Raw genomic sequence first — 15,356 nt, 5'->3', positions numbered from 1 at the left:
GAAGGAGCACAGCGACCGGAGAACCCGGCGGAGCCGTTGCCACGGCCCGGGGCACTCGTCGTCAGCACGCAGACCCACCCACGAGGTCACCGAAACAACCGCGGGCGACGGTCGCCCACGGGCAGTGGCAGGTCTTCGGACTCGCGGGCACCCTCGGCCTGAACACTCAGGCGAAGACCTACTGGCCGTCGCTTCCCAAGCCCGACGGGCCCAGTGCGTATGACGGCGGTCGTTCCCACTCACCGCTGCGGGGCAGTCCCGGATTCCCACCGGGTTCCCTCTTACGACGTGCCTGCCTGGCGGACAGGACGAACCAACTGCGTCGGTCAGCCTAGCGCCTCCGCGCCAGCTGGCCAGAGGGCGTCGAAGCGCGGGGCGTCGGCCCCTGGCAGGCAGGAACGACGCCACCCCGGCGGATCGGGGCGCGGCTGCGGCTGCGGCTGCGGCTGCGGCTGCGGGAGAGCACACCGCTGACCGAGTCCCGCGTCGGGAAAGCACTCTCGTTGTACCGCCCCTTCGGCGAGATGCCGGCCGACCGGGGGCGGCCGATGTCGACTGGGGGCTTTCGGCACTCAGGGGCGCGGCGCGCAGGAACCGCTCGGGCGGCGGGAGGCCGCGTCCCCTCATCACGCTGGTGCCGGTGGGCGAACCGGAGGACCGGGACGGTCGCCTCGTACCAAGAATCTTCAGAATCATCACGCTCCGTAACCTAGACCCTTGTCACTCTCCGTGTCTAGTGGCACACTGAGAATTACTCAGCGCGACATCAGGCGAGGAGTCGGACCACCGGAGGGCACGCGATGCGTACGTTGTTCGATGACCAATCACCCCGCGTCCACGGCGGGTTCGGGCCGGACGGGGCCGGCGCGATGCCGATGGGGGTGGTCGGCCGAGTGCGCCGGGCCTTCCGCAGCCTCGCCAGGTGGTTGTGCCGCGGAGGGCCCGGGACGCTGAGGCGGCTCGGCCGGCCGGCATCCCCGTCCGAGGACGCGGCGCCAGCCGGCCGATCGGGCCCGTCAGTCGCGCGGGCGCAGGAGTTCCAGGTCGGTGCCCCAGGAGTCCAGCACCGCGTCATGGCCGGCGGCGCGGGCCATGAGCTCGACCTCAGCGAACAGCTCACGCTGGGTGCCGGGATCGCCGTCGGCGAGCAGGCGTCGCAGCAGCGGAAGCAGCCGCTCGGCTGTCCAGCCGGGGGTCTCCAACGGGTGGTTGGCCAACTCCCAGCTCAGATACTTGTTGTAGGGCCGCACGCGCCGGTTGAGCGCGAAGACGACCTCAAGGAAGAAGGGCATGCTCTCCGCCGCGTCAAGATGTCCCAGATCGGGACGCCCGTCGCGGAAGCTCTTCAGGGAGCGGTAGGTCTGGTTCACATAGGCGTCCAGCCAGCCGTCGACGGCCGCCCGCGCCTCGTCGGGAAGCAGCGCTCGTTTGCGCTCCAGGATCTCAGCGATCCCGCCGTCGAGTCGGTCGAACAACACCCGGGCGTGCACGTGGGCGTAGCGCATCCAGGGCTGCTCGTCCCCGGGCAGCCCCCGACGGGTGAACTCGGCCAGGGTGAACACGGCCAGATCCAGCCTCGGGGAGCGGTATCCGTCCCAGTCGGCGAACGCCGAAGGGCCCTCGTCCCTGACCACCACATGGATGTCATGGTCGGAGTGCCGGGTCGGCATGCCGTCGTGGGCCTGGGATCCGCTGAGCAGCACGCCGAGGACGGACGGGTCGTCGTGCGCCTGAGCGAGGAGAGCGTCCAGGTCGGTGGGCACGGCGGAGTCGGGCAGATGTGTCATCGCGGTGATCTCTCCATACGGAAGCGTCCGGGGGCAACGGCCCACGGATGGACTGCGGTTCGCTTCGGTGGCGACATCTGCGGTCGCCACAGGGGATCACCTCACGCGCTGGACTCTATCCCGTCCCGAGCGGCGGGCCGGGGCGGGGCCGCGTCAGGCCGTCGGCGGATCGGCGCACTCCTCCTCACCTTCCCGCGCGGTGAGTTGGCTGGCCAGCACATAGCGCACCCGAGCATCGCGGTACCGCACCTCGGGTGCGACCGGGTCGGGGAGGTTGGTCCGCTCGGAGGTCGAGAGGGAGGAGTGGCCGGGGCAGCCGTGAAAGGCGACTCGGGCGTCGGGCACCTGGCCCCAACGCATCTCCTCGGCGTGCACGATCGCGGAGAACGCGAAGTCCGGCTCGGCGCCCGTCTCGTCGCCCCGCTCCGCGTGTTCTCTTCAAGTCGCCCCGGATTTCGCGGCGGCCCTCTTCGCCAGATCCTTGGCCACATCGGTCACCTTGCCGGCGACGGACATCTCCTCGCCCGTCTTGGAGACCTCCTCACCGGTCTTCTCCACCGCTCCCCCCGCACGGTCGACGGCTCCGCCCGCGGTCGCGGACGCCTCCTGCACCACCTGCTCGATGATGCGCGGGTTCTGGTCGATGGTGTTGAGGACCTCCTTGATGATCGAGGCGACCTGGTCGAGACGCACCTTGAGAAGCGCCTGGGCGTCCACGCCCTTGAGGTCCAACTCAAGCCTCCCGAGGGTGACATCGGCACCGACGTCGAGCTTGAGCAGACTGAGCACCTCGGCCTTCAGCGAGATCTTGGCCCTGAGGTCCTCCGCCTCGATCTTCAGCTCGTCGAGCTTGAGCACCGGAACGTCGAGGAGCACATCCGCGTCCTCCGGGTCATAGCCCTGCTGCGAACTCTCTTCACTCATCGTCCCGACCTTCCGTTCGCTCGCTGTCGCTGTCGCTGTCGTAGTCGTCCCCGTCCTCGCCGCCGTCCCCGCGCTCCTCCCTGAGCGCCTCCTCATGGCTGCGCACGACCTCCTCGTCCCGGATCTCGCCGCGCCAGCCCTCGATCTCCTCGTCCGGCGCCAACGTCACATAGCGCTGGAAGTGCTTGAGGTCCAGCCGGATCCGGCGGCCCACGGCACGCCAGAGGTTGCCCGTCTTCTCGAAGAAGCCCGAGGGCTGGTACTCGACAACCGCGATGATCCGGGTCAGCGTCGGCGTCAACTCGTGGAAGGTGACGGCGCCCCGGGTGGATCCCTTGGACCCCTCCGAGCGCCAGACGATGCGGTCGTCCGGCACCTGCTCCTCGATGGTGGCCTCGAAGCTGCGCTCGGAGAAAGCGATCTTGGTCTTCCACTCGGTGGTGGTGTCGTCGGAGGTGGACACATTGCTGACGCCCTTGGTGAAGACGCCGAACTTCTCGAACTGCGTCCAGTGGTCGTAGCAGGTGCGCAGCGGCTTACCCACGTCGATCACCTCGACGATGTTGGTGACCTTGACGTCGCCGGCCTCCTGCTCGCCGCCGGTGGCCGCCGCCCCGTCGTCCTCGTCACCCTCCTCGTCGCCCGAGGAGCCACCCCCAGGAGTCACCTTGTCCTTGAGCCCACGCAACGTCGAACCGGCGGCCACCTTGGCTGGATTCTCACCCTTCATCATGCGCGCGGCGGTATCCGGAACCGCCTTGCTGTTCTCGGCCGAATCGCCGATCCGGTGAGCCACATCGGTCAGCTTTCCGCCGGCCTTGTCGACCAGGTGTTGCGCCTGTGCGCCGAGAAAGCTCATCAGCTCCTCGCGGACCCGCTCAAGTCCGGAGGGCTTCTCCTCGGCGCCGTTCTCACCGCCTTCTTCGGTCTCCTCGGGGGCCTCCGCGGCCTTGGGGCTCATGAGCTGCCACCGCCCTTCTGTCGGGAGCCGCCGGCGGCCGACGAGGTGCGCCGGCTGGGGCGCCTGGGCGCACGTTCCCTCGTGGGCAGCGGCTCGCCGGGGCGACGGCGCCCCGAGGACCGCGCACGGGCCCCTCGCCCGCGCTCCCCGCCGGCCTCGCCATCCGCGTCGGACGCACCGTCGGCCTCCGCTCCGGCCTCTGTGTCGGCCTCCGCGTCGGAAGCGGAATCAGAATCGGAGTCGGCGTCCGGATCCCGGCCCGACCTCGAACGCTTCCGGTCAGGGCGCCGAGCGGGCCGCTCCGACGCCGGCTCGGGCTGGTCGCCGCCGCCCGGCGTCGCGCCGTCAAGCAGAGCCTTGGTGCGGCTGGCCAGGCCGTCCGCGACCGTCTCATAGCCGCGGTGCACGACCGCGGACACCACGGATCGGCCACTGGACAGCAGCTCGCCACGTACCTGGTCACTGATCTTGGCGAACTGGTCAGTACCGCCGAGCCGGTGCAACCCGTCGCTGACCAGCTCACGAGGGTTGAGCCGCACCCGGCGGCCCAACGCGTAGGAGGCAAGCACCAGGGCCAGCTTCGCCTTCTTGGTGCGGCCCAGCAGATAGCCAGCCGCCATCCCGGCGGCAACCGCCGCCCGCGTGGAGGTCTCGGTCATGTTCCCGTGTCCTTGTCGTCGCCCGGCCCTCGGCGGCGCGCCCACGAGAACGTCGGCGGGCGTCGCCATGAACCTCAGCCAACGACGTCCTCGCCCGCTCCGCACCTCGAACGGAGCCGTCCGGATGAGAAACGGAACCGAGGCGGCATCAAGGAGGCCAGGGAGAAACCCCGCCAGACACGACATAACGGCCACCGCGTCCGCTACTCGACACGGCGACCGTTACGTCAATCACTCGAGATTGGCTGAATGTCACCCCTCTGTCGTCCAGTACCGGTCGCTCGACGCGGCCGATCAGTCGGTTGCCGTGGTCGCTCCGTCCGGGCCGGGCTCCGGCCCCGCCTGGGCGGGCCATCGAGCGCTGTGGGGCCACCCGCACGGCACGGCCTCAGATCGCCGGCCTCGCCTGGGACCAGCCGGGGACCCCACCGGTGCCGAGGCGCTCCACCTGGGAGGTGAACTCGGCCGCCATCTGCTGCGCCTCGTTCTGCGCCGGGGACTGGTTGGTGATGTTGACCGCCACCGTCAGCACCCCGCTGACCGGGGCCTTGGGCGAGAGCCGCACCGGGGTGCAGGTGAAGGTGAAGTTCTGCGGGGTCGCCGCGTCGTAGGAGGCGATCCTGGCGTCGGCGAGGCTGGCGGTCTGCCCGGCGTGATAGGCCCGGTCCATCGTCGCGAAGACGCCCACGGCGTCCAGGCCGGGAAGGGACTCCCGCCCCGCGCTCAGCTGCTGGACCCGCCCGAACGAGGCGCCCTGCTTGGCGTTGGCGTACCGCAGCAGGTGGTTGGGGCCCTGAGTGAGCATGATGGGGAACGGAGCGCCGTCGAAGACGGCGAACATCTCCTGCTGCTGCGTCAGCAGGCTGTCCCGGAGCTGGAACTCGGAGAGCAGAGTCTCGGCGAGGTTCTGCATGCCTTCCATGTGCCGGGCGTCCCACTGCCGGGGACGCATGTCGGCGACACAGACGGTGCCGAGGATCTGCCCGGTGTGGTCGAGCAGCGGGGTGCCGAGGTAGGCGCGCACGCCCATCTCGTTGACCAGCGGATTGCCCTTGAAGCGCGGATAGTCGAAGACGTCGTCCAGGGCCAACTGCGAGCCCTGAGCGACCACATGCGGGCAGAACCCGTAGTCGACCGGAGCCTCTCTGGCTATCTCCGGAAGACTGGTGAGGTCGAAGGCTATGCCTCGACCGTCGACATCTCCTCCGGTGCCGTCCTCTGCCGCCGGCGGGCTGTACATCCCCCGGAACATCTGACGTTCGTCGCTGATGAAATTGACCATGGCGAGGGGGGCTTGGGCAAGGTTGCCCGCAAGCCGAGCGACGCGGTCGAACTTCGCCTCGGGCTCGGAGTCGTTCAGGCCGAGAAGCTGCAGCCGGCGCCTGCGCTGCTCACCCTCGTTTGGGGTTTGATCGGGTGTCAGGGGCTTCATGGGCACACATGAAACCAGAAGCGATGGGCTATGCGCCGCCCCACCGGGGCACTTGCGGTGCCTTTTGCCTCACCGGCCGCGTCACACTCGCGCCTCCCGCACCATTGGTCCACTCCTGGTCCACTCCCGATGAGCACGCGGCGCAACTCGACAGCTTGTCCAGATCCGGTCCCCCTCAACCCTCCCACAGCCACTTCCCGTCATTCCCAATCAGAAACGGGCGGAACCGATTGCGTCGTACGACAATCGTGCGGTGGTCTTCTTGTCAGCACCCGCGAGCACGCCCTCGTCCCCGCCATGTCCCGGAGCACCGGTGCGGCGGCTGAGGCGGCTGGGGCGGTCGAAGCGACGGCTGACCACTACTGCGACAGAACGCGTTCGGACAATGTCGTGTCACTGTCGTAAAGAGGCAGTTAAGGGCGGTGATTTGAGCGCCTACTTTCGCGTAGGGTCTCCCTGCCGTGCCAACCCGCAGCATCACGCCGCGAGTCATGGGGCTATGAAGTACCCGACAGGAACCGTCCACAGAGGGGACGTCAGGGGTATGATCCGGCCATTCGCCATGGATCGGACGTCACGGATACACCGGGCGTCACCAGGAGTCCGCCCTGCCCAGAGTCGCGCGGCGCGTGACGCCATCCCGGCCAGCAACGTTGCCCCGGCGAGGGCATGGTTCGGGACCAGGGAGTGGACGGCACTCCCCATGCCGGCACAGAGCCATGTGAGCGAGGCTGATCACTAGCAGCACAGAACCCGCATTGGACTTGGCAAGCTGCGGCCGACACCGGCCGAACGTGTCGTACCGATAAGGGGGCGGGGGCGGACGAGCAGTCCGGCCCCGCATCAGTTCGGCCACACATCGGAACTACCAGCAAGCGCTAGGTCACAGAGAGAGACCAAAGCGCCGCCCGGCTACACCCAGGGTAAGCATCACAACCACACACAGACATCGCGGTGACACCCGCACCACCCGCACAGCAAGCAGCACCACAAGCACCACAAGCAGCACCCGCACAGGCAGCACCACAGCACCAGCACCAGGCACACCCGCGCCAAGCACCGCCGCACCAAGCACGGCCGCACCACCGCACAGGCACCACGCACGAACGCAGCACCATCGCAGGGACGTCAGAGAATTCAGAGGAGTGGACTGGTGAAGAGTTCGACAGCGGAGGTCGAAGAACGCTCGGTGGCCGTGATCGGCATGGCCTGCCGGCTCCCCGGCGCGACAGACCCTGATCAGCTGTGGGAGGTGCTGCGCCACGGCTTGGACGCGACCAGCGACACCCCGACCGACCGCTACGACGTGGACGCCCTGTACTCCCCCGAACCCGGCCCCGGGAGGATCGGCACCCGGCGGGCCGGCTACGTCAACGGCATAGCCGACTTCGACGCCGAGTTCTTCGGCATCTCCGCCGGCGAGGCCGTCGATCTCGACCCGCAACAGCGCCTGTTGCTGATGGCCACCTGGGAGGCGCTGGAGGACGCCGGTCAGCGCCCCGAGGATCTGGCCGGCACCCGCACCGGGGTCTTCGTCGGCGCCGCACGCTCGGACTTCCTGGAGGAGCAGTACCGGCGGGGCCTGACCGCCGTGAACGCCTCCGCCTTCCAGAACTACCGCTCCCTGCTGCCCGCCCGGGTCTCCCACAGCTTTGATCTACGCGGGCCAAGTGTGGCCATCGACACCGCCTGCTCCTCCGCCCTGACCGCCGTGCACTCGGCCGTGTTGAGCCTGCGCGCCCGGGAGACCCCGCTGGCCGTCGCCGCCGGGGTCAACCTGCTGCTGCGCCCGGACGAGGGCGTGCTGATGACCCAGTCCGGTGGCATCGCACACGACGGCCGCAGCAAGTTCGGCGACGCGTCGGCCGACGGTTTCGCGCCCAGCGACGGAGTCGGCGTGGTGATCCTCAAGCCGCTGCGGCAGGCCATCGCCGACGGGGACCGGATCCGCGCGGTGATCCAGGGCAGCGCGGTCAGCAACGACGGCGCCACCAGCCAGTCGGTGCTGACCCCGTCGCTCGCCGGCCAGATCGAGGTCCTGCGCTGGGCCCATGAGGACGCGGGCATCGCCCCGGCCGACGTGGACTTCGTGGAGGCCCACGGCTCCGGCTCGCCCACCCTGGACCCGATCGAGATCACCGCGCTGGGACAGGTGTTGGGCGAGGGCCGGCCGGCCGACCGGCCCTGCCTGGTGGGGTCGGTGAAGACCAACATCGGCCACGCGGAGGCCGCCGGCGGGATCGCCGGCCTGGTCAAGACCGTCCTGGCCCTGGAGCACGCCCAGGTCCCGCCCAGCCTGCATGTGCACACCCCCAATCCGAAGGTCGACTGGGAGGGGTTGCCGATCGCCATCGCCACCCGGCTCCACGACCTGCCGGACACCGGGCGCCCGGCCGTCGCCGGCATCAGCGGCCAGGGCTCGTCGACGTTGAACGCGCACCTGGTGGTGCGTCAGGGCGAGACGGTCGCCGAGCGGTACGCCGCCGCCCGCCGCTCGGAGCGTCCGGACGAGGTGTGCCTGCTGACGCTCTCCGCGCGGTCGATCCCGGCGCTCCAGGCCCTCGTCCGCTCCTATGTGGACTACCTCTCCCCCGGCGGCCGGGGTGCTCATCTCGCGCTGCGGGACATCTGCTTCAGCGCGGCGACCCGGCGCCAGCACCACCCGTTCCGGCTGGCCGTCGTCGCGGGCTCGCACGAGGAGATGGTCGCGGCGCTGGGAGACCCCACGCGGCCCACCCAACCCGAGGCGGAGGCGACGCCGTTGGCGGCCATCGCCGAGCAGTACCGACGGGGCCACGAGGTGCGTTGGCCCAGCGTCTTCGGCCCCGGCCACCGCTTCGTGCAGCTGCCCAAGTACCCCTGGCAGACGCAGCGGTTCTGGCCCGGCGAACGCGTCGGGGCCGAGGGCGACGGCGATCTGGCGACCACGGTGCTGCGCGAGCACGCCAGGACCGCGTCGAGCGACTACTCGGACGGCTCGCTGCTCTCCGACATGGGCATCGACTCGCTGGCGCGGGTGCGGATCATCCTGCGGCTCGCCTCGGATCACGGCTACGAGGTCGAGGCCGAGGAGCTGGCCCAGCTCCGCACCGTGGGCGACTTCCGTAACTGGCTGCACGTGTTGGAGGCTCAGGCCGCATGAACGGCGGGCGCGAGACGCTGTACGAGTGGTTCGCCGAGTCGGCGGACCGCCACCCCGAACAACCGGCGTTGGAGGTGGGCGACGAACGGCTCACCTACGGGGAGTTGCGCCGGCTGGTCGAGGGGCTCGCCGCACATCTGGTGGAGGTGTGCGGCGGGCGACGGCCCCGCGCCGTCGGCCTGGTGGCCAGCCGAACGCTGACGGCGTATGTCGGCTATCTGGCCGCGCTGCGCGCCGGTGCCACGGTGGTACCGCTCAATCCGGAGGCGCCGGCGACGCGCAACGTCGCCGTGTCGGTGGCCGCCGGCGTGGAGTTGGCGGTGGCCGAGCCGGCGCACGGCGCGATCGATGTGGGAGTGCCGGTGGTGGCGCCCTCGGCGACGGAGCTGCGCGGGTTCGCCGCCACGGGCGAACAGGCCCCGCCCTGCGCGGCGGGTCCCGACGACCGGGCCTATGTGGTCTTCACCTCCGGCTCCACCGGGACGCCCAAGGGGGTGCCGGTGCTGCACCGCAACGTCACGGCCTATCTGTCGCATGTGGTGCCCCGCGCCGAGGCGGGCCCCGGCAGCCGGATGTCCGGCACCTTCGAGCTGACGTTCGACGGTTCCGTATACGACCTCTTCGCCGCCTGGGGCTCGGGCGCCACGCTGGTGGTGCCGATGCGCAGTCAACTGCTGTCGCCGGTCAAGTTCATCGCCGGCCGGGAGTTGACGCACTGGTTCTCGGTGCCGTCGCTGGTCTCCTTCGCCGCCCAGTTGGGCACCCTCAAGCCCGGCGTGCTGCCGACCCTGCGCCGGAGCGTCTTCGGCGGGGAGCCGCTGCCCCTGGCGAGCGCCAGGGCCTGGCGGGCGGCGGCGCCCGACAGCGTGCTGGAGATCCTTTACGGACCGAGCGAGACGACGGTCTCCTGCACCGAGTACCAACTGCCGCGGGATCCGGCCGACTGGCCGAACCCGGCCAATGGCACGGTGCCGTTGGGCGAGGGATATTCCGAGATGGAGTTCCAGCTCCTGGACGGGGCCGGCGCCGCCGTCGACGACGGTGAGCTCTGTGTCCGCGGCCCGCAGCGCTTTCCCGGCTATCTGGACCCGGCCAACAACGTGGGCCGCTTTCTGAGCATCGACGCGGCAGGCACCGTGCACCCCTACACCGGGAACGCGCCCCTCACCGAAGAGCACTGGTACCGCACCGGCGACCGGGTGGCCGTCCTGGACGGCCGTCTGGTGCATCTGGGACGCGTGGACCAACAGGTGAAGATCCGTGGATACCGCATCGAGCCAGGCGAGATCGAGGCGCTGTTGCGTGAACAGGACGGGGTACGCGACGCCGTGGTGCTGGCCGTCCAGGGTCCCGACGGGGAGAAGGAGCTGGCAGCCGCCGTCGCCGGCGCGAACGACGACCCGCAGCCGCTCTACTCGGCGCTCAGCGACCGACTGCCGCCCTACATGATCCCCCGGCGTATCGCGGTGCTCACCGAACTCCCCCTGAACGCCAATGGAAAGATCGACCGCCGCGCCCTGGTCGGCGCCCTGGAATACTCGCCCCCTCGTTAGTGGAGACGGACCGGACCACGCGCTGTCGAGGCTGTCGGACTCCGCCGCCGAATTGCGCCCGAAATTAACCGAGATATCTCCGGAGAAACTGTCGGAGAAGCTGTCGCACCGAGGTTTCTCAGTGCAGCCGACTTTTTGTGAGGCCAAGATCATGTTCGACGTCATCGTGGTAGGCGCGCGGTGTGCCGGTTCTCCCACGGCCATGACGCTCGCCCGCGCCGGATTCCGTGTCCTGCTGGTGGACCGGGCGGGGTTCCCTTCCGACACCCTCTCCACGCACCTCGTCCACCAGCCGGGTGTCGCCGCGCTGGCGCGTTGGGGCCTGCTGGACCGGGTGATCGAGTCGGGTTGTCCGGCGTTGGACCAGGTCCACTACGAGGTCGAGGACGTGCGGCTGACCGGGTGCGGCCGGGGCGTCGAGGGGCAGCGGGCGGCCTACGCGCCGCGCCGTCAGGTGTTGGACTCCATCCTGCTCGACGGCGCGATCGCGGCGGGGGTCGAGTTCAGGGAACGCCACACGGTGACCGGCGTGCTGCGCGACGAGACCGGTCGGGTGGTCGGCGTCGAAGGCACCCACCGGGGCGGGACGTTCAGCGAGCGCGCTGCGCTGGTGATCGGCGCCGACGGGATGCGGTCCCGGATCGCGGACCTCTGCGACGCGTCGTTCACGCGGCGGAAACCCCGGCTCACCTGTGCCTACTACGCCTACTGGGATGATCTCCCGGCCGGGCTCGAACTCTATGAGCGGCCCGGCAGTTGGGTGGCGGCGGTGCCGACCAACGACGGGGCGACGCTGGTGCTGACGTACTTTCCGCAGGACCGCTTCGACGAGGTGCGGGTGGATCTGGAGCGCGCCTACCACGAGCAGATACGCACCACCGCCCCCGCCCTCTTCGAGCGGATGCGCGGCAAGCGGCAGTTGGAGCGGCTGCGGGGCACGGGGGACCAGCAGAACTTCTTCCGCCAGGCGAGCGGCCCCGGTTGGGCGCTGGTCGGCGACGCGGGGCACCACAAGGACTCGATCACGGCGCGCGGCATCAGCGACGCCTTCTTCCAGGTCGAGTCCCTGATGCGACACATCGGCAAGGATCTGGGCGATCCGGCCCACGTCGACGAGGCCCTCGCCGGCTATGCGGCGGAGCGGGACAGGGCCCTCCTCGGCGGTTTCGAGGCCACGTTGAACGTCGCCCGGCTGGAGGTGCACCAGGAACGGCTCGCCCTGCTGCGCGCGGTGCGTCAGGACGAGGAACTCACCACCACCTACTTCGACCTGGTGGCAGGGGTGGGTTCCTTCGAGGCGCTGTACACACCTCGGCTGATGGCATTGCTGTGAAGCTTCTCGGGAGAGGCGGCGGTGGTTGTGTCACGGGCGTCCAGTTCCGGAACACCAGATGCGGCGAACCACGAGCCAGATGCGTTGTTCGAGTTCATCGGCCCACGGCCGAACAACATCGGCATGACCTGGTACGGTGCACCGGGTTGGACGTTAGTTGACGCGGCGTTACGCTGCGCAAACGACATTTTCACTGTAGCAACCGGACATTGTACACATCCTGCTTTGGATGTCCCTCATCGCTATCATCGTTCCGCCGCCCCCGAGGAATCAGATGTCAGGCATACGCGACCGACGCAGAGATCCCAGAACATCGCGTAGATCTCTTCGGATATCGCTCGTTCTGCCGGTCCTCATCGCCGCACTCACCCTCACCGCTCTGTGGGGTTGGGCGGGCAGCGCTCTGGTCTCGGAGAGTCTCAAGCTCAGCGCTGACGCCGACCGCGCCGAATCGATCGGGCCCCCGACCCACGATCTGATCACCGCCCTCCAGGACGAACGCCGCCTGACCGCCGCCTGGCAGACCGCCGGCGACAGCGGCTCCCTGGAGGCGCTGGAAGAAGCCAGGGCCACCACGGGCGACGCCACCCAACGCTTCCGGAGCGCTCGCTCCGGTCTTGACTCCGCGAGCGCCACCATCCGGAGCCTGGCCGGCCAGTTCGACGGCTCGCTCGTCGAACTCTCGCCCCAGCGCGAGGCGATCGACAGCGGGGAGCTCGCCGGTATCGCCTCATACCAGCTGTTCACCAACGCCATCGGCGAGGCCATCACCCTGATGGGCGCCGCCGCCAGGATCGACGACCCGGAGTTGGCCTATCGGGCCATCGCCGTCACCGAGCTGGCCCGTGGCTCCGAGGCCGCCTCCCGGCAGGACGCCCTGCTGTACCTGGCCGACGGCGACGACGCCGACGAGGAGGCCGTCGTCCAGTCGTACGCCCAGGCGTTGGCGCTCCAGCACCAGGCCCGGACGGGGATGGATCCGACGGACCTGCCCTCAAGCCAGATCGGCGCCTTCGAGAACCTCGTCAAGAGCCAGCAGATCGGCATGCTGATCGCCGTCGAGTCGCTGGGCGGCGGCGGGGTCACCGTGCTGCCCACCAACCCCGACGCCTGGCGCGAGGCCGCCGACATGGTCGGCTCGGAGCTGCACACGCTGAGCGGCAACACGCTGGACAACATCGTCGACAGCGCGTCCTCCCGCAGCACCCGGCTGTTGATCGGCGCGATCGTGGGCACCGTGCTGGTGCTCGCGGCGCTCGCCTGCGCCCTCTATCTGTGCATCCGCTACACCCAGTCCCTGCTCCGCCGGATCGCCGCGCTGCGGGCCACCACAGAGGAGCTGACGGAGACCACCCTGCCGGAGCTCATCGAGCGGCTCGGCCGGGAGGGGCAGACCAAGCTCCCGGAGACGGACGACGACGAGGAGAAGGCGAAGGCCTACGGCGACGACGAGTTGGGGCAGCTGGCCAAGGCGTTCCAGCAGCAGCGTCAGCAGGTCCTGAAGAGCGTCGTCCAGCAGGCGAGGCGCCGTGAGGGCTCCGAGACCGTCTTCCTCGGTCTGGCCCGCCGCACCCAGATCCTGATCAACCGGATCATCCCCAAGCTGGACAAGCTGGAGCGCGAGCAGCAGGACTCCCGGCTGCTCAAGGAGATCTTCGCCGTCGACCACCTGGCCACCCGCGTCCGGCGGCACACCGAGAACCTGCTGATCCTCGGCGGTGCCGTGCCCGGCCGCCGTTGGGGTGAGCCGGTCCCCATCTACGAGGTGATGCGCAGCGCGATCTCGGAGACCGAGGACTACAGCCGGGTCGACGCGCCGCCCGCCCCCCGGATCTCGCTGACCGGCCGCGCGGTGGCCGACGTGGTGCACCTGCTCGCCGAACTCATCGAGAACGGCACCTCGTTCTCGCCGCCGGACACCAAGGTCTCCGTCAGCGCCCAGACGGTGGCCAGGGGCCGGGTCGCGGTGGAGATCATCGACCGGGGTCTCGGCATGGCCGAGGCCGAGTACACCCGTCTCAACCAACTCCTCGCCGACCCGCCCAAGCTGGACATGATGGCGTTGGGCGAGGCCCCCCGCCTCGGCCTCTTCGTGGTCGCCCGGCTGGCCAGGCGGCACGGCCTGGAAGTGGTGCTGCGCTCCTCGCCCTACGGCGGCACCCTCGCCGTCGTGCTGATCCCCAACGAGCTGTTGGAGGAGGGCACCTCGGTCCTCTCCGGGATCGTGTCGGAGGCCCACGCGGCGTCCCTGGAGGCCGCCGCGACCAAGCAGGAGACCACCCAGGCGTTCAGCGCCATCGCGGGCGGCGCGAACGGCGGGCAGCTGATCGGCAGCGGGTTGGAGCCCGCGCCGACGTCGGACGCCGAGCGCCCGGCGCGCGACGAGCGGGACCTCGCCCGCGCCGAGGACCGCGAGCCCGCGCACGCGTCGGACGGCGGACACGAGTTCGGCGGCCGAGAGCAAAGCGTTCCCCCGCAGCGGGATTCCATGGCGAGCCTCTCCCAGGGCTCCCTCGTCGAAACGGAGGCACTGCCCCACCCGCCCGCCGTCTACGACGACAGCGGATATCCCGCCTATGGAGGTGCCGGCCTGTTGCCCAGCACGCCCACCGGTCCGGAACCACGATCGGGGGCAGCCGCCCCCTCGTCCACCCCGGGTCAGTCACCAGCCAACTCCCCCATCTCGGATCCCGGCACCGCGGCCCCGCGCCGCCAACGCCCCTCCGGTCCCCCCAGCCGAACGGTCCCCTCCGGCTCCTCGATCGACAAGACCGTCGAGAGAGCGGAAGATATGCCCCGTGCACATGCGGACATCACATCCCCCGCCCCCGAGGCGCCGTCACAGCCCGGTGACGGGTCCAAGGCGGGTCTGAAGCTTCCCGTGCGCGTACGAGGGGAACGCCTGGCGGAGCAGCTGCGCAAGGAGGCGCACCTGCGCCCCGGGCAGGACGACGAGGAATCGTCCCGTCCCCGCACCCCCGGTCGGGCAGGCGCCACCATGGCGGCGATCCAGTCGGGGAACAAGCGCGCCCGCGCCACACCGTCCGCACCCTCTGCCGAAGGACATGACCCGCAGGCGCAACCCGCCGGATATGACGCCGATGCGGAAGGAACTGCGAGGAAGGATCAGCGATGACCGACCAGACCCATGCCAGTGCCCACCTGGGCTGGCTCCTGGACAACCTGGTGGCCGGGGTGCCAGAGGTCCACCATGCGATTGTGCTGTCCCAGGACGGGCTGCCACTCGCGCGGTCCTCCGCGCTCGGCCGGGACGACGCCGAACACCTCTCGGCCGTCGCCTCCGGGCTCCAGAGCCTCTCCCGCGGCGCTTCGCTCCGCTTCCAGGGCGGCCAGGTGCGGCAGACCGTCATCGAGATGGACAACGCCTTCCTCTTCGTCACCAACGCCGGCCAGCGCGCCCAGTTGGCCGTGCTCACCTCTGATCAGGTGGACGCCGGGATGGCCGCCTACGAGATGACGCGCATCGTGCAGCAGGTCGGCGAGTACCTCAGCGCCGCCCCGCGCACCGAACCCTCGTCCGCGACAGCTTCGGGACACTAACTCG

Annotated in this window: 11 protein-coding genes and 1 riboswitch; of the genes, 5 read left to right on the top strand and 6 right to left on the bottom strand. The window is 69.9% G+C overall.

The window, feature by feature from the left end; genetic code table 11:
* Positions 1 to 109: 109 nt before the first annotated feature.
* Positions 110 to 334, bottom strand: a riboswitch (cobalamin riboswitch).
* A gap of 682 nt (positions 335 to 1,016) precedes the next feature.
* The 6 genes from K4G22_RS20055 to K4G22_RS20030 form a co-directional block, all read right to left on the bottom strand.
* Positions 1,017 to 1,787: a hypothetical protein gene (locus tag K4G22_RS20055; protein ID WP_228081669.1), complete on the bottom strand. Its 771-nt coding sequence runs from the start codon at positions 1,785 to 1,787 to the stop codon at positions 1,017 to 1,019.
* 153 nt (positions 1,788 to 1,940) lie between these two features.
* The gene (locus tag K4G22_RS20050; RefSeq protein ID WP_228081668.1) at positions 1,941 to 2,162 is read right to left on the bottom strand and encodes a hypothetical protein; all 222 of its coding nucleotides are present in this window, start codon (positions 2,160 to 2,162) and stop codon (positions 1,941 to 1,943) included.
* 63 nt (positions 2,163 to 2,225) lie between these two features.
* Positions 2,226 to 2,711 carry a hypothetical protein gene (locus K4G22_RS20045; RefSeq protein WP_228081667.1) on the bottom strand — a complete coding sequence of 162 codons (486 nt, stop codon included), beginning with the start codon at positions 2,709 to 2,711 and terminating at the stop codon, positions 2,226 to 2,228.
* On the bottom strand, positions 2,704 to 3,672 hold the full coding sequence (locus K4G22_RS20040; RefSeq protein WP_228081665.1) for an SRPBCC family protein: 969 nt from the start codon (positions 3,670 to 3,672) through the stop codon (positions 2,704 to 2,706). Before K4G22_RS20040 ends, K4G22_RS20045 begins: the two co-directional genes overlap by 8 nt.
* Positions 3,669 to 4,331 carry a hypothetical protein gene (locus tag K4G22_RS20035; protein WP_228081663.1) on the bottom strand — a complete coding sequence of 221 codons (663 nt, stop codon included), beginning with the start codon at positions 4,329 to 4,331 and terminating at the stop codon, positions 3,669 to 3,671. Before K4G22_RS20035 ends, K4G22_RS20040 begins: the two co-directional genes overlap by 4 nt.
* A 388-nt stretch (positions 4,332 to 4,719) precedes the next feature.
* Positions 4,720 to 5,763 carry a GAF domain-containing protein gene (locus K4G22_RS20030; RefSeq protein WP_228081662.1) on the bottom strand — a complete coding sequence of 348 codons (1,044 nt, stop codon included), beginning with the start codon at positions 5,761 to 5,763 and terminating at the stop codon, positions 4,720 to 4,722.
* Positions 5,764 to 6,916: 1,153 nt separating this feature from the next.
* Between K4G22_RS20030 and K4G22_RS20025 the strand changes: the two genes are divergently transcribed.
* The 5 genes from K4G22_RS20025 (at position 6,917) to K4G22_RS20005 (ending at position 15,352) form a co-directional block, all read left to right on the top strand.
* Positions 6,917 to 8,905 carry a beta-ketoacyl synthase N-terminal-like domain-containing protein gene (locus tag K4G22_RS20025; RefSeq protein WP_228081661.1) on the top strand — a complete coding sequence of 663 codons (1,989 nt, stop codon included), beginning with the start codon at positions 6,917 to 6,919 and terminating at the stop codon, positions 8,903 to 8,905.
* Positions 8,902 to 10,458 carry an AMP-binding protein gene (locus K4G22_RS20020; protein ID WP_228081660.1) on the top strand — a complete coding sequence of 519 codons (1,557 nt, stop codon included), beginning with the start codon at positions 8,902 to 8,904 and terminating at the stop codon, positions 10,456 to 10,458. The genes K4G22_RS20025 and K4G22_RS20020 overlap by 4 nt, the downstream gene beginning before the upstream one ends.
* A 121-nt stretch (positions 10,459 to 10,579) precedes the next feature.
* Positions 10,580 to 11,791 carry an NAD(P)/FAD-dependent oxidoreductase gene (locus tag K4G22_RS20015; RefSeq protein ID WP_228081659.1) on the top strand — a complete coding sequence of 404 codons (1,212 nt, stop codon included), beginning with the start codon at positions 10,580 to 10,582 and terminating at the stop codon, positions 11,789 to 11,791.
* A gap of 274 nt (positions 11,792 to 12,065) precedes the next feature.
* On the top strand, positions 12,066 to 14,927 hold the full coding sequence (locus K4G22_RS20010; protein ID WP_228081658.1) for a sensor histidine kinase: 2,862 nt from the start codon (positions 12,066 to 12,068) through the stop codon (positions 14,925 to 14,927).
* Complete coding sequence (locus tag K4G22_RS20005) at positions 14,924 to 15,352, top strand: roadblock/LC7 domain-containing protein (RefSeq protein WP_228081657.1); 429 nt, start codon at positions 14,924 to 14,926, stop codon at positions 15,350 to 15,352. The genes K4G22_RS20010 and K4G22_RS20005 overlap by 4 nt, the downstream gene beginning before the upstream one ends.
* The last annotated feature ends 4 nt before the right edge of the window (positions 15,353 to 15,356 follow it).

The sequence above is a fragment of the Streptomyces profundus genome, assembly GCF_020740535.1.
Taxonomy (GTDB): Bacteria; Actinomycetota; Actinomycetes; order Streptomycetales; family Streptomycetaceae; genus Streptomyces; species Streptomyces profundus.
Note: the sequence above shows the minus strand (reverse complement) of the source record. Positions and strands in the feature narration are given on the sequence as shown.